Source organism: Rhodobacter sp. NSM (assembly GCF_052244495.1).
Lineage (GTDB): Bacteria > Pseudomonadota > Alphaproteobacteria > Rhodobacterales > Rhodobacteraceae > Cereibacter_A.
The window spans coordinates 218,602-236,821 of sequence record NZ_JBQPXH010000004.1; the positions used below are offsets into that span (position 1 = coordinate 218,602).

The 18,220-nt window shown below is 68.8% G+C and carries 17 protein-coding genes and 1 riboswitch; of the genes, 2 read left to right on the forward strand and 15 right to left on the reverse strand.

Annotation, left to right across the window (positions count from 1 at the left end):
• Position 1: 1 nt before the first annotated feature.
• The 11 genes from thiD to ACTVZP_RS10755 form a co-directional block, all read right to left on the reverse strand.
• The gene (gene thiD / locus ACTVZP_RS10705) at positions 2-799 is read right to left on the reverse strand and encodes a bifunctional hydroxymethylpyrimidine kinase/phosphomethylpyrimidine kinase (RefSeq protein WP_443212143.1); all 798 of its coding nucleotides are present in this window, start codon (positions 797-799) and stop codon (positions 2-4) included.
• Positions 796-1,407 (reverse strand): thiamine phosphate synthase, encoded by a 612-nt coding sequence (gene thiE, locus ACTVZP_RS10710; RefSeq protein ID WP_443212144.1) that lies wholly within the window; start codon positions 1,405-1,407, stop codon positions 796-798. The genes thiD and thiE overlap by 4 nt, the downstream gene beginning before the upstream one ends.
• Positions 1,404-2,192 carry a hydroxyethylthiazole kinase gene (gene thiM / locus ACTVZP_RS10715; RefSeq protein ID WP_443212145.1) on the reverse strand — a complete coding sequence of 263 codons (789 nt, stop codon included), beginning with the start codon at positions 2,190-2,192 and terminating at the stop codon, positions 1,404-1,406. The genes thiE and thiM overlap by 4 nt, the downstream gene beginning before the upstream one ends.
• A 47-nt stretch (positions 2,193-2,239) precedes the next feature.
• Positions 2,240-2,336, reverse strand: a riboswitch (TPP riboswitch).
• A 311-nt stretch (positions 2,337-2,647) separates the two neighbouring features.
• Positions 2,648-3,100 carry a transglycosylase SLT domain-containing protein gene (locus tag ACTVZP_RS10720; protein WP_443212146.1) on the reverse strand — a complete coding sequence of 151 codons (453 nt, stop codon included), beginning with the start codon at positions 3,098-3,100 and terminating at the stop codon, positions 2,648-2,650.
• On the reverse strand, positions 3,097-3,891 hold the full coding sequence (locus tag ACTVZP_RS10725) for an inositol monophosphatase family protein (protein WP_443212147.1): 795 nt from the start codon (positions 3,889-3,891) through the stop codon (positions 3,097-3,099). Before ACTVZP_RS10725 ends, ACTVZP_RS10720 begins: the two co-directional genes overlap by 4 nt.
• A gap of 10 nt (positions 3,892-3,901) precedes the next feature.
• Positions 3,902-4,888, reverse strand: coding sequence for a UDP-glucose 4-epimerase GalE (gene galE, locus ACTVZP_RS10730; protein WP_443212148.1), 987 nt, complete (start codon positions 4,886-4,888; stop codon positions 3,902-3,904).
• Positions 4,889-4,898: 10 nt separating this feature from the next.
• Positions 4,899-6,203, reverse strand: coding sequence for a UDP-glucose dehydrogenase family protein (locus tag ACTVZP_RS10735; RefSeq protein WP_443212149.1), 1,305 nt, complete (start codon positions 6,201-6,203; stop codon positions 4,899-4,901).
• 67 nt (positions 6,204-6,270) lie between these two features.
• Positions 6,271-7,182, reverse strand: coding sequence for a DMT family transporter (locus tag ACTVZP_RS10740; protein ID WP_443212150.1), 912 nt, complete (start codon positions 7,180-7,182; stop codon positions 6,271-6,273).
• A 203-nt stretch (positions 7,183-7,385) separates the two neighbouring features.
• A complete protein-coding gene (locus ACTVZP_RS10745) occupies positions 7,386-8,132 on the reverse strand; it encodes a YebC/PmpR family DNA-binding transcriptional regulator (protein WP_443212151.1) in 747 nt (248 codons plus the stop codon).
• An 85-nt stretch (positions 8,133-8,217) separates the two neighbouring features.
• Positions 8,218-9,996: an SLC13 family permease gene (locus ACTVZP_RS10750; protein ID WP_443212152.1), complete on the reverse strand. Its 1,779-nt coding sequence runs from the start codon at positions 9,994-9,996 to the stop codon at positions 8,218-8,220.
• Positions 9,997-10,104: 108 nt separating this feature from the next.
• On the reverse strand, positions 10,105-10,914 hold the full coding sequence (locus tag ACTVZP_RS10755) for a TIGR00282 family metallophosphoesterase (RefSeq protein WP_443212153.1): 810 nt from the start codon (positions 10,912-10,914) through the stop codon (positions 10,105-10,107).
• A gap of 85 nt (positions 10,915-10,999) precedes the next feature.
• On the opposite strand from ACTVZP_RS10755, the gene ACTVZP_RS10760 reads away from it, so the two are divergent.
• Entirely contained in the window at positions 11,000-13,399 is a 2,400-nt protein-coding gene (locus ACTVZP_RS10760) for a ligase-associated DNA damage response DEXH box helicase (RefSeq protein ID WP_443212306.1), read from the forward strand.
• Between the two features lie 162 nt (positions 13,400-13,561).
• Positions 13,562-14,254, forward strand: coding sequence for a ligase-associated DNA damage response endonuclease PdeM (pdeM, locus tag ACTVZP_RS10765; RefSeq protein ID WP_443212154.1), 693 nt, complete (start codon positions 13,562-13,564; stop codon positions 14,252-14,254).
• Here the strand turns inward: pdeM and ACTVZP_RS10770 are convergent.
• The 4 genes from ACTVZP_RS10770 to ACTVZP_RS10785 form a co-directional block, all read right to left on the reverse strand.
• Positions 14,218-14,937: a LytTR family DNA-binding domain-containing protein gene (locus tag ACTVZP_RS10770; RefSeq protein WP_443212155.1), complete on the reverse strand. Its 720-nt coding sequence runs from the start codon at positions 14,935-14,937 to the stop codon at positions 14,218-14,220. The two genes, pdeM and ACTVZP_RS10770, sit on opposite strands and share 37 nt — an antisense overlap.
• A gap of 282 nt (positions 14,938-15,219) precedes the next feature.
• Positions 15,220-16,110, reverse strand: coding sequence for a bifunctional methylenetetrahydrofolate dehydrogenase/methenyltetrahydrofolate cyclohydrolase FolD (gene folD, locus ACTVZP_RS10775; RefSeq protein WP_443212156.1), 891 nt, complete (start codon positions 16,108-16,110; stop codon positions 15,220-15,222).
• Complete coding sequence (locus ACTVZP_RS10780) at positions 16,107-16,424, reverse strand: chorismate mutase (RefSeq protein ID WP_443212157.1); 318 nt, start codon at positions 16,422-16,424, stop codon at positions 16,107-16,109. Before ACTVZP_RS10780 ends, folD begins: the two co-directional genes overlap by 4 nt.
• A gap of 74 nt (positions 16,425-16,498) precedes the next feature.
• Positions 16,499-18,172, reverse strand: a complete 1,674-nt coding sequence (locus ACTVZP_RS10785) for a formate--tetrahydrofolate ligase (RefSeq protein ID WP_443212158.1) — start codon at positions 18,170-18,172, stop codon at positions 16,499-16,501.
• Positions 18,173-18,220: the final 48 nt, after the last annotated feature.

Genomic DNA, 18,220 nt, shown 5'->3' on the forward strand with positions numbered 1-18,220 from the left:
TTCAGGTCCTCAGCATGTAGAAATGATCGGTCGGCCCGTGGCCGCTTCCGACCGAGAGGGCATGGCCGCCTTCGATGGCGCGCGAGACATAGGCCTTGGCGGCGCGGCAGGCGGCGAGCGGATCGCCCGTCAGCGCAACCTGCGTGGCCAGTGCCGACGAGAGCGTGCAGCCCGTCCCGTGCGTGTTCCGCGTGTCGGTGCGCGGGCTTACCAGCCACTCGGCGCGCGTGGCATCAAGGTAGAGGTCCGGGCAGTCCTCGCCCGCCAGATGCCCGCCCTTGAGCAGCACCGCCTGCGGCCCGAGCGCGAGCAGCGCGCGCGCCTGACGCTCCATCCCGCAGCGATCGGCCACTTCGGCCTCGCCCAGCAGGTCCGCGGCCTCGGGCAGGTTGGGCGTGACGATCCGCGCCAGCGGCAGGAGCCTGCGGCGCAATGCCTCCACCGCTTCGGCGGCGAGCAACCGGTCGCCACCCTTGGCCACCATCACCGGATCGAGCACCACCGGCGCGTCCCTGGTTGCCAGAGCCTCGGCCACCGCCTCGGTGGTCTCCGCGGTGCCGAGCATGCCGATCTTCACCGCATCCACGCGCACATCCGCGAAAATCGCGCTTATCTGCGCCGTCACGAAGCCGGGCGGGACGAGTTCTATGCCCGTGACACCGCGCGTGTTCTGCGCCGTCAGGGCCGTCAGCACCGCCATGCCATAGCCGCCGTTGGCCCCGATGGCCTTGATGTCGGCCTGAATGCCGGCGCCGCCCGAAGGATCCGAGCCTGCGATGGAGAGGATGTTCGGGATCATGCGCGCCCCCATTCCTCGGCAAGGGCACGGGCGGCCGCCTCGGGATCCGCGGCGGCGCCGATGGCCGAGACGACGGCCATGCCGGCGGCGCCCGCCTGTTTCACGGCGCGCGCGTCGCCCGGTCCGAGGCCTCCGATGGCGACGGCCGGCACGGGTGCTGCGCGCACAAGCCGCGCGAGGCCGTCGAAGCCGACGGGCATCGCATGGTCGGGCTTCGATGCCGTGGCCCGCACCGGCCCCGCGCCCACGTAGTCCAGGATCCCCAGAGGCAAAGCCTCCAGATGGCGCATCTCCTCGACCGACAGGCCCAGGATCAGGTCGGGCCCGATCCGCCGCCGCGCCTCCTCGATGCCGAGGTCGCCCTGCCCCACGTGAAGCCCTGCGGCTCCCGAGGAAAGCGCGACCTCCACCCGGTCGTTCACGATCAGCGGCACACCGAACGGGTCGAGCGCCGCGATCAGCCGGCGCGCGACGGGGATCAGTTCGTCGTCGCTGCGCCGCTTGTCGCGGAGCTGGACCAGCGTCGCCCCGCCGCGGACGGCAGCGAGCGCGAGCGCCTCGAGATCCTCGGCGCCATCGGGCGTCACGAAGTAAAGCGTGAGGTTCATGCGGCCTCCAGTCTCGCGCCCCGGTCGAGATCCTCGGGCGAGAGCCTGTGGAGCGCGTCGAGGAAGGCAACCTGGAAGCTTCCCGGACCCTCGGCGCCGCGGGCGGCCTCTTCGCCTGCGAGGCCGAAGAAGGCGAGCGCCGCCGCCGTCGCCTCCAGCGGCGGCTGGCCTGCCACGAAGGCGCCGACAACGCCGGTCAGCGAGCAGCCGAGCGCGGTCACCTTCGGCATGAGCGCATGCCCGTTGGCGCAGCGGAAGCCACGCTTGCCGTCGGTCACGAAGTCCATCGGCCCCGTCACCGCAACCACGGCCCCTGAGGATTGCGCAAGCCGCAGGGCGGCCTCCTCGGCCTCGGAGACGGAGTCGGCGCTGTCTGCCCCCTTGCCTCTCGCTGCGGCTCCCGCCAGAGCGAGGATCTCCGACGCATTTCCGCGTATCACGCCGGGCTTCAGTGCCAGAAGGCGCGCGCCGATGTCGCGCCGGAAGGCCGTCGCGCCTACCGCCACCGGGTCGAGCACCCAGGGCCGACCGGCCGCCATCGCGCCCTGCGCCGCGGCTTCCATGCCCTCCAGCCAGCGCGGGCTGGGCGTGCCCATGTTGATCGTCACCGCCTGCGCGATGCCGGCGAATTCGCCGGATTCCTCGGCGTCATGCACCATGGCGGGCGAGGCGCCCGCAGCCAGCAGCACATTCGCCACGGTGTTCATGGCGACGAAATTCGTGATGCACTGCACCAGCGGCGCGTTGCTTCGCATGGTCTCGAGATAGCTTCCGCAGCGGTCCATCGCTCTCCTTCCATCACGGAACGAGACGGAATGACTCCAGGTGCGGAACCTGCATCATCGCGACTTCCTCCGCCAGCATGACCTGGTTCAGGTTCTAAGGGTGCTTCTCAGCCCGGATGTGTCCGGACGCCCCTGTCACTGGCATCAGGCTTAGCGCGAAGCGGCCGCGGGGCGCAAGGACTCTCGGGGCAGAACGCAGGGCGTCGAGATCGGGCTGCGGGATCCTGCGACGGAAGGGGCTCCTGCCATTCGCGAAGCGCGAATGGCAGGAGCTCCGGACGGGTCGGTCGCCCGCCCCCGAGCGTGCCGCAACGGACGGAGCACCCCCCGCCGGAATCACAGATTGCAGAAGGCTGCCAGATGGCGCGACCTGCCATCGGCTCTCGCGTGGCAGTCAGATGCACCAATCACTTTGGACGATCTGAAGGTCCGATGCTCGCACCGCACTGACAGCCTCAGCGCAGCCCGGTCTCTTCCAGAAGGCCGAGACGCTTGGCTTCGTAGTAATAGCCGTTGCGATACCACTGGATCGCCCGCTCCTCATCGCCGCGCGATACGAGCCACGCGCCCCGGAGGTATTTCCCGCCATAGGTGAGGTTCGTCCTGGCATCGAGCAGGCTGTCGGGCGTGCCATCATAACCCATGGTCCGGGCCGTCTGCGGATGGATCTGCATCAGCCCCATGTAGGGGCCGTTCCGGGCCGCCGGGTTGTAGCCGCTTTCGCCCCGCACCACGCGGTGCATCAGAGATGGCGGCACCTGATAGAGCCTCGCGAAGTCGCTCACCATCCGCATCACCTCGGGCTGCCCCGAAGCCCCCTGGCGCTGAACCGGCTCTCTGGCGCTTCCGCCGCAGCCTGCCAGCACCAGCGCCGCCGCAACCAGCGCGGCGCCCGTCATACCCTTCATCCTGCCTGTCCCTCTGCTGCCTTCACGACGGCTGTCAGATCGTCCCACACCTTCGGTGCGGCGACGAGCACCATGCCACCGGCCGCGTCCTCGGGGAAGGGGGCAGTGCGCCCCCCGGCCTCCTCGACCATCAGCATGGCGGCAAGGCAGTCCCAGGGGTTCATGTGCGGCTCGTAATAGCCGCCGAGACGTCCGGCGGCGACCGAGGCCAGCATGATCGCCCCCGATCCGTTGCGATAGAAGATCCCGCCGCGCCGCATCAGCTCGCGCACCAGCGCCGAGGCAAAATCCGCAGAGGTGCGGTGGCTCGCGCCGAGCGCCACGTTGCAATTGCCGATCACCAGATCCTCGCGCGCGCGAAGCCGCTGGCCGTTGAGGAAGGCGCCCTGCCCGCGCCGCGCGGTGAAGGTCTCGTGCGCAAGCGGATGTTCGATGACGCCAGCGACCGTTCGGCCAGCCTCTTGCAGCGCGATCACCACGCACCAGTGCGGCAGCCCGGCAAGGAAGGGCGCGGTGCCGTCGATCGGGTCGATCACCCAGGTGAAACCGGACCGGCCCTCCTGCGCCCCGTGTTCCTCGCCGAGGAAGCCGTCCTCGGCGAAGCGCGCGGACAGGCGCTGGCGGATCAGCGTCTCGACCTCGCGGTCCGCGCGGCTCACGATGTCCTGCGCGCTCGCCTTTGTCTCGACCGCGAGGCTTTCGCGGCGACCGAAGAAGTCCAGCGCGAGGCGGCCGGCCTCGGCCGCAACCTCCGTGGCGAGCGTCAGCCGGTCTCCGATCGGGTCCGTCACAGCGGAACCCTCACTGCTCGAACCTCGGGGCCTGGTGCCAGCGCCAGGCGTCGGCGATCATGTGCGGAAGCGTGGACAGTTCCGGCTCCCACCCAAGCTCGCGCACGGCCCGTTCCGAGCCGCAGACGAGGGCAGCGGCATCACCCGGTCGCCGCTCGCCGATCACGACGGGCACCTCTCGGTTGGTGACGGCGCGCGAATGCTCGATGACCTCGCGGACCGAGAAGCCCCGCCCTGTGCCGAGGCAGAAGACCCGGTCGGAACCGCCGTCGAGCAACCGGTTCAGCCCCAGAACATGCGCCTGGGCGAGGTCCATGACATGGACGTAGTCGCGGATGCAGGTGCCGTCGCGGGTCGCGTAGTCGGTGCCGAAGACGGTCAGCGCCGGCCGCTTGCCCGCCACGGCGTCGAGCATGAGCGGGATGAGGTGGGTCTCGGGCTCGTGCTGCTCTCCCACCTCGCCCTCGGGATCGGCGCCGGCCACGTTGAAATAGCGGAAGATCGTGTGGTTGAGGCCGAAGGCCGCGCCGAAATTGGCAAGCATCTCCTCGATGGCGCGCTTCGAGGCGCCATAGGCGTTGATCGGGCGCTGCGGCGTGTCCTCGTCGAGCACCACGCCATCCTGATCGCCGTAGGTGGCGCAGGTCGAGGAGAAGACGAAGTTCCTGACCCCCGCGGCCACCGTCGCCTCGAGCAGGTTGAGCGCCCCGTTGACGTTCACCCGCCAGTAGGTCGCCGGGTCGCGCATCGACTCTCCCACCAGCGAGAGGGCGGCGAAGTGCATGACCGCGACCGGCTTCCAGTCCTCGAGCGCGGCGTCGATGCTTGCCCGGTCCATCAGGTCGCCGCGGGCAAGGGGTCCGAACTTCACCGCCTGCTCCCAGCCGGTGGAGAGATTGTCGAAGGTCACGGGCTCGAACCCCGCGCGCTTCAGGACCTTGCAGGCGTGCGAGCCGATGTAGCCCGCCCCGCCTGTCACCAGAACCCGCTCACCCATACGCCTCTCCTCAGCGGCCAACCCCGACATATTGCGTGAAGCCGGCCCGAGCCGCGTCGGCCGGCGCATAGACGTTGCGCAGGTCGGCCATCTTCGGCTCGGCCATGAGCCGGGCGATGCGGCCGAGGTCGAGCGCGCGGAACTCGTTCCATTCCGTCAGGATCACCAGCACCGACGCGCCCTCGGCCGCGGCATAGGCATCCTCCATCCAGGTCACGCCGGGCAGGAGATTCTCGCCCTCGCGCCGGCCCTCGGGATCGACGACGCGCACCCTCGCGCCGGCGCCGATCAGGGCCGGCACGATGGTCAGCGCGGGCGCGTCCCGCATGTCGTCGGTGTTCGGCTTGAAGGTCACCCCCAGGATCGCCACCGTCTTGTCGCGGCACGAGCCCTCGCAGAGATCCTCGATCTTCTCGATCATCCGGCGCTTCGTCTCGTCATTGACCTTGATGACGGTCTCGACGATCTGGATCGGCGAGGCATGGTCCTGCCCCATCCGCGCCAGCGCCTTGGTGTCCTTGGGAAAGCACGATCCGCCATAGCCCGGACCTGCATGCAGGAACTTGTTGCCGATCCGGCCGTCGAGGCCCATGCCCTTCGAGACAGCCTTGATGTCGGCCCCCACCCGCTCGCAAAGGGCGGCGATCTCGTTGATGAAGGTGATCTTCGTCGCGAGGAAGGCGTTCGCCGCGTATTTGATCATCTCGGCGCTTTCGAGGCCGGTGTAGACGATGGGGAAGTCGCGCAGGAAGAGCGGGCGGTAGATGTCCGACATGATCTTCTTCGCGCGCTCGGACTCCAGACCCACCACGACGCGGTCAGGGCGCATGAAGTCGTCGATGGCCGCGCCCTCGCGCAGGAATTCGGGGTTCGAGGCCACGTCGAAGTCGGCGGCGGGGTTCGAGTGACGGATGACCTCAGCGACCTTGCGGTTGGTGCCGATGGGCACGGTCGATTTCGTCACCACCACCGCGTAGTGATCGAGCGCGTGAGCGATCTCCTCGGCCGCGGCCATGACATAGGTGAGGTCCGCATGGCCGTCGCCGCGGCGCGTGGGCGTGCCTACGGCGATGAACACGGCCTCCGCGTCCCGCATCGCCTCGGCCAGGTCCAGCGTGAAGCTGAGCCGCCCCGCCGCCACGTTGCGCGCCATCAGCGCCTCGAGGCCCGGCTCGAAGATCGGAACCTTGCCGTCGTTCAGCTTGGCGATCTTGGCCGGGTCCTTGTCGACGCAGACGACCTCATGTCCGAAGTCCGAGAAGCAGACCCCCGAGACGAGGCCAACGTAGCCCGTGCCGATCATTGCGATCTTCATGGAAAGAGCATTCCCCTTCTTTGCGCGGCCTGTGTGTCAGGCGCGTTCCGGTCTGTCAATTTCAACTCTAGGTATTCTCGAGAGCAACGACGCGCGCCCGCCGCCTGAGCACCGATTCCCGCCAGGTGATGTAACTGATGGCACCGATGATGACACCCCCGCCCAGCAGCACGAAGGGATCGACCCGCTCGCCGAAGGCGAGCGCGCCGAGGAGCGTCGCCCAGACCAGTTGCAGGAAGGTGACGGGCTGCGTCACCGCCAGCGGCGCCGCGCCGAAGGCGCGCGTCATGCAGTAGTGGCCGAGGGTCGCAAAGACCGCCACGAGCGCAAGCCACATCAGCTGGATCGCGCCCAACGGCACCCAGACGAGAAGCGCGAAGGGCAGCAGGCCGATGGTCACCATGAGCGACATCATCGCGACGATCGCCCCCGCCCCCGCCACATCCGAGAGCCGCCGCGCAAGCAGGTAGCTGCCCGCGAAGAGGCAGGCAGCGCAGAGCTGCGAGAGATGTCCCGACGAAAGCTCTCGCAGGCCGGGGCGGAGCACGATGAGCGCACCGACCAGCGCCACGGCCACGGCAAGGATGCGCCGCAGGGCGAGCCGTTCCGAGAAGAACAGGGCGGCCCCCACGGTCACCAGCACCGGGTTCAGGTAGCCGATGGCGGTCACCTCGGCCACGGGGATGCGGGCCATCGCGTAGAACCAGCAGATCACCGCAGCCGTGTGGAAGGCACCCCGCAACGAGTAGAGCTTCAGCGTTCCGGGGGCAAAGCCCTGCCGCAGGACAGGCAGAAGCGTCGGCAGCAGGAAGAGGACACCGAAGGCGAAGCGGAGGAAGGCCCCCTGCGCCGCAGGAATGTCGGTGCCGAGATAGCGGACGATCCCGGTGACGCCCACGAAGCTCAGGCCCGACCCGAGCATCCAGAGCACGCCCTCCAGCGTGCGTGTCCTGCTCGGATCTGCAAGATGGGCGCTCATGCGCGGCAGTCAATCCGATCGGACAAGCCGCCGCAAGGGCCGATCGGCAGGCCCGCGCGGAGTGCTGGAAGCCTCCACGGGGTCGGTCCGGACCTGTCCCGCGACCTGCCGTCGCCCGGGAGCCGCAGGGGTCGCGCAGGGGCTCTGGCAAAGGCGCGGCTCGTCCGGCGGAGGGCTGCCGTGTCCGAAGCCGCGGCCCGGCCTCAGGCGTCGAGCTTCGCCGCAACATCCTCGGGGATGTCGAAGTTCGCCGTGACCGTCTGCACGTCGTCATCCTCTTCCAGCGCGTCGATCAGCTTCATCAGCTTGGTCGCGGTCTCGAGGTCGACGTTCGTGCGGTTCTGCGGCTTCCAGACGAGCTTGGCTTCCTCGCTCTCGCCGAGTTCCTTCTCCAGCGCCTCGGACACTTCGTTGAGGCTGGTGTCGGCGCAGTAGATCCAGTGCCCGTCCTCGTCGGACTCGACGTCGTCGGCCCCCGCCTCGATGGCCGCCATCATCACGGTGTCGGCGTCGCCCGCCTCGGGCTTGTAGGTGATCTCGCCCACGCGGTCGAACATGAAGCTGACCGAGCCCGTGGTGCCGAGGTTGCCGCCGAACTTGGTGAAGTAGCTGCGGACATTCGACGCCGTGCGGTTCACGTTGTCGGTCATCGTCTCGACGATGATCGCGATGCCGTTGGGCCCGTAGCCCTCGTAGCGGATCTCCGAGTAATCCTCGGCGTCGCCGCCCTGCGACTTCTTGATGGCGCGCTCGATCACGTCCTTGGGCATCGAGACGGCCTTGGCGGCCTTCACCGCAAGGCGCAGGCGCGGGTTCTTGTCGGGATCGGGATCACCCATCTTGGCGGCGACGGTGATCTCCTTCGCCAGCTTCGAGAACATCTTCGAGCGCAGCTTGTCCTGCTTGCCCTTGCGATGCTGGATGTTCGCCCATTTGGAATGGCCGGCCATGACCCTTCTCCGATCCTGTCTTGCACCGCGCGCCTATAGCCCAGCGCCACGGGGGGCCGCAAGCCCGGGCCGCGCCGGTCCGGGGTCAGAACGGGAAGAACACCGGGATCAGCAGGCTCATCGCCACCATCATCAGGATGTTGAGCGGCAAGCCGATGCGCAGGAAGTCCGTGAAGCGGTAGCCGCCCGGCCCGTAGACCAGCGTGTTGGTCTGGTAGCCGATGGGCGTGGCGAAGCTCGCCGAGGCGCCGAACATGACCGCCACCACGAAGGGGCGCGGATCCACCCCGAGCGATCCCGCAAGGCCGATCACGATGGGGGTGAGGATCACCGCCACGGCATTGTTGCTCACCAGCTCGGTCAGCACCGAGGTCAGCGCATAGACCACGAAGATCAGCGCGAAGGGCGGCAGCCCCTCCAGCATCGGGGCGGCCGCGCCGACGATCATCTCGACCGCGCCCGATTGCTCGAGCCCCGCGCCCACGGCAAGCATCCCGAAGATGAGCGCGAGCAGCCGCCCCTCGATGTAGCCGAAGGCCTCGTCGGCATCGATGCAGCGGGTGACGAGCACCACCGCCACGCCGATCATGGCGAGGATGGCGATGGGCGCGACGTCGAACGCCGACAGCAGAACGACCGCAGCCAGCACCGCCATGACGACCGGCGCGCGATTCCTGCGGTAGGCGCGGTCCGAGGGCTGGGCGATGTCCACGACCTGCATCTCGGTGGCGAGACGCTCGATGTCCTGCTGCGCTCCTTCGAGCAGCAGCGTGTCGCCCACCTGCACCACCAGATCGTCGAGCTGCCGGCCTATGTTCTGGTTCCGCCGGTGCGCGGCCAGCACATAGACGCCGTAGCGCCGCCTGAGGCGCATCGCGCCGAGCGACCGGCCCACCATGAAGCAGCCGGGCGTGATCAGCACCTCGACCACCTGCGTCTGCACCGACGAAAGCTTGTCGACCAGCCGCAGTTCCTTGTTCGACTGCAGGCTCAGCACCTCGGACATGGGCGTGCGCAGCACGACCCTGTCCCCCGCCTCGAGTTCCACCTCTCCGAGGTTCCGCCGCAGCGAGGCATCCCCGCGCAGCACGTCGATCACCCGCAGGCTCTCGCGCTTGAAGATGTCCACGTCCTCCACCTTGCGGCCGATGAGCGCCGAGCCCTCCGGCACGGCGACCTCGGTGAAGAACTTCATCCGCGTCCTGTCGGACAGGAGCATGCCCATGCTGTCCCTCTCGGGCAGGAGGCGTGGCGCGAACATCCACAGGTAGCCGATGCCGAGGGTTGCCATGACGAGGCCGAGCGGCGTGATCTCGAAGATCGAGAAGGGCTCCAGACCCGAGCGGCGCGCGACGCCGTCCACGAGCAGGTTGGTCGAGGTGCCGATGAGCGTGACCGTCCCGCCGAAGATCGACAGATAGCTGAGCGGGATCATCACCTTCGACGGCGAGACCTTCATCTGCCGCGCGATCTGCATGAAGACCGGGATCATCACCACGACGATCGGCGTGTTGTTCATGAAGGCGGACATGCCGACGATCACGAAGGAGAGCATGGCGAGCGTCCGCAGCGGACTGGTCGCGGCCTGACGGATGGCGAGCTGGGTGATGGCGTCGAGCGTGCCGGTCCTGACCAGCGCGCCGACGACCACGAAAAGCGCCGTGATCGTCCAGGGCGCCGGGTTCGAGAGCACGTCGAGAAGATCGTCCTGCGGCAGGATGCCGATGGCCAGCATCAGCGCGCCGCCGGCAAGGGCCGTCACCTCGACCGGATAGGTCTCCCGGACGAAGAGCACGAGCATCCCCGCGAGGATCGCGAGCGCCGCCCAGGCTGCCATCGGATCAGACAGTTCGATGCCGAACATCATCGCTCCCGCAGAAACTTCATGGCCTGAATACGACGGCCGTCCGCACATGCAAAGCAGCCGCAGCCCTTCGTGCGCAGGATCCGGAGGCCGTTCCGCCTGCGTCGCTCAGGGCCGCGACTCCTGCAGCCGCCCGCCCAGCCGCACGGGAACGATGCGCGTCGCCAGTCCGCTGCGATCGTCGGTCTCGACATAGACGCCCGAGAGCGTGGCCGGACCCGAGGCCGGCTCGAACCGGCCCTTGGGCATCTGGGTGATGAAGCGGCGCAAGGGCTCGGTCTTCTCCATGCCGATCACCGAATCATAATCGCCGCACATGCCGGCGTCGCTCAGGTAGGCCGTGCCCCCGCGCAGGATCTGCGCGTCGCCCGTCGGCACATGGGTGTGCGTGCCCACGACGAGGCTCGCCCGCCCGTCGCACCAGTGGCCCATCGCCATCTTCTCGCTCGTCGCCTCGCAGTGCATGTCGAGGATCGTCGCATGGACGGCGCCGCCGAGCGGCATCGTCTTCAGAACGTGATCGACCGCCGAGAAGGGATCGTCGAAGGGCCGCTTCATGAAGACCTGCCCCAGCGCCTGCAGCACCAGCACCTTGCGCCCGCCCACCGTGAAGACCCGCGCGCCCTTGCCGGGGGCAGTCTTGGCATAATTCAGCGGGCGGACGATCCGCGGCTCGGTCTCGATGAACTGCAGCATCTCCTTCTGGTCGAAGGCGTGATCGCCCAGTGTCACACAATCCGCGCCCGCGGCGAGCAGCTTCTTCGCATGGTCGGCGGTGATCCCCGCCCCGCTCGAGGCGTTCTCGCCGTTCACCACGACGAAATCGAGACCCCATTCCGTGCGCAGCGCCGGCAGCCGGTCCGCCACCGCCGAGCGTCCCGCACGCCCCATCACATCGCCGAGAAAGAGAAGCTTCATGCGGGCAGGGTTAGGGCGCAGACCCGCCGAGGGCAAGCGGTTTCCGCCCCTTTCCGGCCCTCATCCCGCGCCCTATCCTTGGCGGATGAACCCGCTGCCGCCGTTCCTCGCCCCGTATTTCGACGCCCGCGGCTGGCGGCTCCATCCCCATCAGGAAGAGATGCTCGCACGGGCGGCAGAGCCGGCGCTGCTTCTCGTGGCGCCCACGGGCGGTGGCAAGACCCTTGCCGGATTCCTGCCGACGCTGGCCGAGCTGGGCCCGAAACCCGCCCCGGGCCTGCACACGCTCTATATTTCGCCGCTGAAGGCGCTTGCAGCCGACATCCGCCGCAACCTCCGCGCGCCGATCGAAGGCACGGGCCTCGCGATCCGGGTCGAGGACCGCACCGGCGACACCGGCAGCCATGTCCGCCGCCGCCAGCGCGCCGATCCGCCTCACATCCTGCTGACCACGCCCGAAAGCCTGGCGCTGCTCCTCTCCTACGAGGACGCACCGCGGATCTTCGCGGGCCTGCAGCGGGTGATCGTGGACGAGATCCACGCCCTGGCCGAGTCCAGGCGTGGCGACCAGCTGATGCTCTGCCTTGCGCGGCTCCAGCGGCTGGCGCCGGGCCTCCGTCGCGTGGGCCTCTCGGCCACGGTCGAGGATCCGCCCGCGCTGGCGCGCTTCCTCGCCGCCCACCCCGGCCCCTGTGCCGTGCTGACGGCCGATCCCGGCCCCGATCCCGACATCGCGATGCTCGGGACCGAGACGCCGCCGCCCTGGGCGGGAGGCGGCGGGCGGCACGCGATCCCCGAGGTGCTGGCCGAGATCCGCCGCCACCGCACGACGCTCGTCTTCCACAACACCCGCGCGCAGGCCGAGCTCTTCTTCCACGCGCTCTGGCTCGCCAACGACGACGACCTGCCCATCGGCATCCACCATGGCTCGCTTTCGCGCGAACAGCGCGAGCGGGTCGAGGCGGCGATGGTCTCGGGCGAGCTGCGCGCCATCGTCTGCACCGGCTCGCTCGATCTCGGCATCGACTGGGGCGACGTCGACCTCGTGATCCAGGTGGGCGCGCCGAAGAACGTCAAGCGCCTCGTCCAGAGGATCGGGCGGGCGAACCACCGCTACAATGCACCCTCGAAGGCGCTCCTCGTGCCCGCGAACCGGTTCGAGGTGGTCGAATGCCTCGCCGCGCTCGAGGCGGTGTGCGACCATGCGCTCGACGGCGAGCCGCGGGGGCCGGGGCCGCGCGACGTCCTCTGCCAGCATGTCCTGATCACCGCGGCCGCCGGCCCGTTCGATGCCGACACCCTCTTCACCGAAGTTACCAGCGCCGGACCCTATGCGCGCCTTGGCCGGGCGGACTTCGACGCGTGCCTCGATTTCGTGGCCACCGGCGGATACGCTCTGCGGGCCTACGACCGCTGGCAGCGCATCATGCTGCGCGACGGTCTCTGGCAGCTGCGCGACCCGCGCACCGCGCAGGTGATCCGCATGAACATCGGCACGATCATCGACACCGAGGTGCTGAAGGTGCGGATGCGCGGCCGCGGCGGCGCGCCCCTGGGCGAGATCGAGGAGGGCTTCGCCGCCACCCTCACGCCCGGAGACACCTTCCTCATGGCCGGGCAGGTCGTGCGCTACGAGGGGCTGCACGAGATGACGGTCGAGGTCACGAGGAACCCGGGCCGCGATCCGCGGGTGGCCACCTTCAACGGAACCAAGTTCGCCACCTCGACGCTCCTCACGCACCGGATCCTTGACCTTTTCCAACAACCCGGCTGGCCCGGCCTTCCGCATCATACCGCCGACTGGCTCGCGCTTCAGCGCAAGGTCTCGCGCCTGCCCGAGGCCGACAGGCTGCTGGTCGAAAGCTTCCCTCACGACGGGCGCGAGCATCTGTGCATCTACGGCTTCGCCGGCCGGAACGCGCAGCAGACGCTGGGACTGCTGCTGACCAAGCGGATGGAGGAGGAGCGCCTCTCTCCGCTGGGCTTCGTCGCGACGGACTATGCCACGCTGATCTGGGGGCTCGAGGCCGTGACCGATCCTGCGCCGCTCTTCGAGCCGGATCGACTGCGCGAGGGGCTGGAGGGCTGGCTCGCCGGCAATGCGGTGATGAAGCGGACCTTCCGCAACTCGGCGATCATCGCGGGCCTCATCGAGCGCACCCACATGGGACGCCGACGGACCGGCAGGCAGGCGACCTTCTCCTCGGACATCCTCTACGACACACTGATGCGGCACGACCCGGGCCACCTGCTGCTGCGCGTCACGCGCGAGGAAGCCGAGCGGGGCCTGGTCGATTTCGGCCGGATCGAGGAGATGCTGAACCGCACCCGGGGCCGGGTCGATTGCCTGCGGCTCGAGCGCGTGACGCCGCTCGCGGCGCCGCTCTTCCTCGAAATGGGCCGCGTTCCCGTCGAGGGTGCCGGCCGCCAGCGGCTGATGGAGGAACAGGCCGCCGCCCTGATGGCCGCCGCGGGACTGGCCTGACGCGGGTTCCTCGACCCTCGACCCTCGACCCTCGACCCTCGACCCTCGACCCTCGACCCTCGACCCTCGACCCTCGACGAGGTGCGGCCCGACAGGCCGCCTGTCCAGAGCCAATGCAGGTCGGCCCTTGTGCGGGCCGCGCGGATCGGAGAGGAACGGGGCATGAACGGCCATGCCTTCACCCTTTCCGGCGTCCGGCTCTCGGCTCTGCCCTCGGGCGCCCTCTGGTGGCCCGAGGAAGGGCTGCTCTGCGTTGCCGACCTCCATCTCGGCAAGGCAGAGCGGCTGGCGCGGCGCGGGGGCGCATTGCTGCCGCCTTACGAGACGCAGGCCACGCTTGCCCGGCTCGATGCCGATCTCGAGGCGACGGGCGCGTCGAGCGTCCTCTGTCTCGGTGATTCGTTCGACGATGTCGCGGCGGCTGGCGCGATGGCCGAGGCGGAGCGTCTGTGGCTCCTGAGACTGATGGCGGGACGGGAGTGGATCTGGGTCCTCGGCAACCACGACCCGGCGCCCACCGACTGCGGTGGCAGCTACCGGGCGGAAGTCCTGCGCGCACCGCTCACCTTCCGCCACATCGCCCAGGATCCCGCCGAGGCAGAGATCTCGGGCCATTTCCATCCGAAATGTGCGCTTGCGGGGCGTGCGCGGCCCTGCTTCCTGACCGACGGGCGGCGGCTGATCCTGCCTGCCTATGGCGCCTATACCGGCGGGCTCTGGTGCCACGATCCGGCGCTTGCAGCGCTGATGCAGCCCGGCGCGCTGGCGATCCTGACCGGCGAGAAGGCGATCCCGCTGCCGATGCCGCGCAAGCCGCCTCAGGCGAGGCCGCGTTCCTCGAGCTTCGCCCGGTGAGCGCGACTGACCGGGATGCGGCTGCCGTCCTTCAGCACGAGGAACAGCTTGCCCGGTTCGCGCTCGACCCCTGCCACCGCCGACCATGCCACCCAGTGCGAGCGGTGGACCTGCGCGCCGGGCACGCCCTCGGTCTCGTCCATCGCATCCGAGAACCGCAGCAGCAGGCTCACGAGGCCGGAACTGGTCACCACATCCACGTAGTGATCCCGCACGGTGATGGACATGAGATCGCCGCGCTGGTCGGGCTCCATCCGCTGCAGCAGGCGGGGCATGCCGTCCTCGCAGGGCTGTGGCCTGTTGCCGATGCGGAAGGCGGAAAGCCCCAGCGCCGCGCAGAAGAGCGCGGGCGCGACCTCGAACGCGCTCGGGCCTACGGGACCGAAGGCGATCTGCATGAGCCACCAGATGGGCAGGGTCAGCGTGCCGGCCACCACAATCGCGAGGCCCGCGCCCCGCTTGAGCTCGGGAATGCCCACCGAAGCGAACCACACGCGCAGGGCGAGGCCGAGGACAAGAGTGATGGCGACAAGCGCGCTCCAGAACAGCAGGCGCTCGGGGAGCGCGAAGTTCTGATAGCTCCCGAACGGCCCGGAGACGGCCAGACCTACGGACAGTGCAGCCCAGGCCATCCAGGGCAAAGGCGCGGCAAGACATTCGGCATATAGGCGCGAGAAGGACAAGGAAGCCTCCGCCATGACCTGAACCAATGACTCGTCGCTACAGCGCGTGACGAGACCGATCAACTCCGCCGTGTGACGCAGGCAGGACGAGGCAATGGCACGACGGCTGTCGCCGGTCAGAGCTCAGCCGGCACCGGATCGAGCTGCGCACCATGGTGCATGAGTCGCGATGGCGGGCACTGTCCAGCCCGGTCGCCCCGGGGCCGCGACGGCCCGTATCCCCACCTCCGCTTCGTGGCGCAATATGCCGGGCGGGCCGTGAACGGCCCTCGCCGGCTCCGGTCAGGCAGTGAGTCCCTGCGGCTCGGGCAGGCCGTTCGCGCGGCAGCAGGCGGTCAGCGTGTTCGCGAGAAGGCAGGCGATGGTCATCGGACCCACGCCGCCCGGCACGGGCGTGATGGCGCCCGCCACTTCGGCGGCTGAAGCGAAGTCCACGTCTCCGACCAGCTTCGTGTTGCCGTCGCGCTCGATGCGGTTGATGCCAACGTCGATCACCGTGGCGCCGGGCTTCACGAACTCGCCCGTGATCATCTCGGGCCGACCCACCGCCGCGACGAGGATGTCGGCGCCGCGGCAGACGCCCGCGAGATCCTTCGTGCGGGAATGGGCAATCGTGACGGTGCAGCTCTCGCCGAGCAGCAGCTGCGCCATCGGCTTGCCCACGATGTTCGAGCGCCCCACCACCACGGCGTTCAGGCCCGAGAGCTTGCCCAGGTGGTCGCGCAGCATCATCAGGCAGCCGAGCGGGGTGCAGGGCACCATGCTCTTCTGCCCGGTCCCGAGCCGGCCCACGTTCGAAATGTGAAAGCCGTCGACGTCCTTGGCCGGATCGAGCGAATTGATCACGAGGTCCGAATTCAGGTGGGAAGGCAGCGGCAACTGCACGAGAATGCCGTGAACCTCCGGATCGCGGTTCAGCCGGTCGATCAGGGCCAGAAGCTCGGCCTCGGAGGTCTCGGCCGGCAGGCGATGTTCGAAAGAGGCCATGCCGACCTCGACCGTCTGCTTGCCCTTGGCACCGACATAGACCTGGCTGGCCGGATCTTCGCCCACCAGCACGACGGCGAGGCCGGGCACGATGCCATGTTCGGCCTTCAGCCGCGCCACATGTTCGGCCACCTGGGCCCGCACGTTGGCCGCGAAGGCCTTGCCGTCGATCCGCTTCGCCGTCATTCCGTCCCCTCCTGCGGGGCATCCGGCCCCAGAACCTCTTCCTCGCGCGCGATCGACCAGTCGATCAGGATGCGCCAGAGCGTCTCGATCAACGCAGGGTCAAGCCCCTCGGCCATGGCGCGCACGCGCACGTTCCGCACCACCTCCTCGACACGCGCGTCGATCCGGGCGGGCAGGCCGATGCCGGTCTTGATCTCGGCGGCGCGATCGATGTAGCCCGCGCGCTGCGCCAAGAGCCCGACGATCTGGGCGTCGAGCGTGTCGATCATAGCGCGCAGGTCTTCCATCGAATGGCAGTCTTCCGGGGCTCGCACCTTGGTCCTCGCTTCTGGGTCCGGCCCCGGTTTCAGACACGGGGCACCCGAGGTCAAGGGGGCGTAGTGCGCGCTCAGAAGAGGCCTTCGATCTGCCCCTCCGCGTTCAGGCGGATCACTTCGGCCGCCGGCTCGCGCGGCAGCCCCGGCATGGTGCGGATCTCGCCGCAGATCGCCACCACGAATCCCGCCCCGGCCGAGAGCCTCACCTCGCGGACAGGCACCGAATGGCCTTCGGGAGCCCCGCGTATCGCAGGGTCGGTCGTGAAGCTGTACTGCGTCTTCGCCATGCATACCGGCAGCGCTCCGTAGCCCGCTTCCTCCCAGGCCCGCAGCTGGTCGCGGATCACATGGTCGGCGATCACGTCATGTGCGTGATAGATGCGCCTTGCGACGGTCTCCATCTTCTCAAAAAGCGGCATGTCGTCGGGGTAGAGCGGCGCGAACATGGAGGGCGTCTCGGCGAGCTGCACGACCTTGCGGGCAAGGTCCTCAATTCCCGCCGATCCCTCGGCCCAGTGGCGGCAGAGGATCGCCTCGGCCCCCTGCCCCGCGACATAGGCGCGGACGGCCTCGATCTCGGCCTCGGTGTCCGTGGTGAAGTGGTTGATCGCCACCACGACCGGCACGCCGAAGCCCTTCACGTTGGAGATATGGCGCCCGAGGTTGGGGCAGCCGTGGCGGACGGCCGCGACATCCTCGCGCCCGAGATCCTCCTTCGCGACGCCGCCGTTCATCTTGAGAGCGCGCACCGTCGCCACCACCACGGCGGCCGAGGGCTTCAGCCCGGCGATGCGGCACTTGATGTCGAAGAACTTCTCCGCCCCCAGATCGGCACCGAAACCCGCCTCGGTCACGACGTAATCGGCCAGCTTCAGCGCCGTCCGCGTCGCAATGACCGAGTTGCAGCCGTGAGCGATGTTGGCGAAGGGCCCGCCGTGGACGAAGGCCGGGTTGTTCTCGATCGTCTGCACGAGGTTCGGCTGCATCGCATCCCTGAGCAGCACCGCCATCGCCCCGTCGGCCTTCAGATCTCGGCAGAAGACCGGCGTCCGGTCTCGCCTGTAGCCGACCACGATGCCGCCCAGCCGTCGCTCGAGATCCTCGAGATCCTCGGCGAGGCAGAGGATCGCCATGACTTCGGAGGCCACGGTGATGTCGAAGCCGGTCTGTCGCGGGAAGCCGTTGGACACGCCGCCGAGGTTCACGACCATGTCGCGCAAGGCGCGGTCGTTCATGTCCATCACGCGGCGCCAGGTGATGCGGCGGGCGTCGAGCGCGAGTTCGTTGCCCCAGTAGATGTGGTTGTCGATCATCGCGGAAAGCAGGTTGTGCGCCGAGGTGATCGCATGGAAGTCGCCGGTGAAATGGAGGTTCATGTCCTCCATCGGCACGACCTGCGCGCGCCCGCCCCCTGCGGCCCCGCCCTTCATCCCGAAGTTGGGGCCCAGAGACGCCTCGCGGATGCAGGTCACGGCGCGCTTGCCGATGCGGTTCAGCCCGTCGCCGAGGCCGACCGTGGTCGTGGTCTTGCCCTCGCCCGCCGGGGTGGGATTGATCGCGGTGACGAGGATGAGCTTGCCGTCCGGGCGGTCCTTCAGCCCGCGGATGAAACCCTGCGAGACCTTGGCCTTGTGGTGTCCGTAGGGGATCAGGTCCGTGTCGGGAATGCCAAGCAGCGCCCCGATCTCCTGGATCGGCTTCTTGCGCGCGGCGCGCGCGATCTCGATGTCAGACTGGACCGCCATGAAACCTCCCTCGAGCCTGTGTCTCTTCCCCGTTCTTCATCTAGCGTG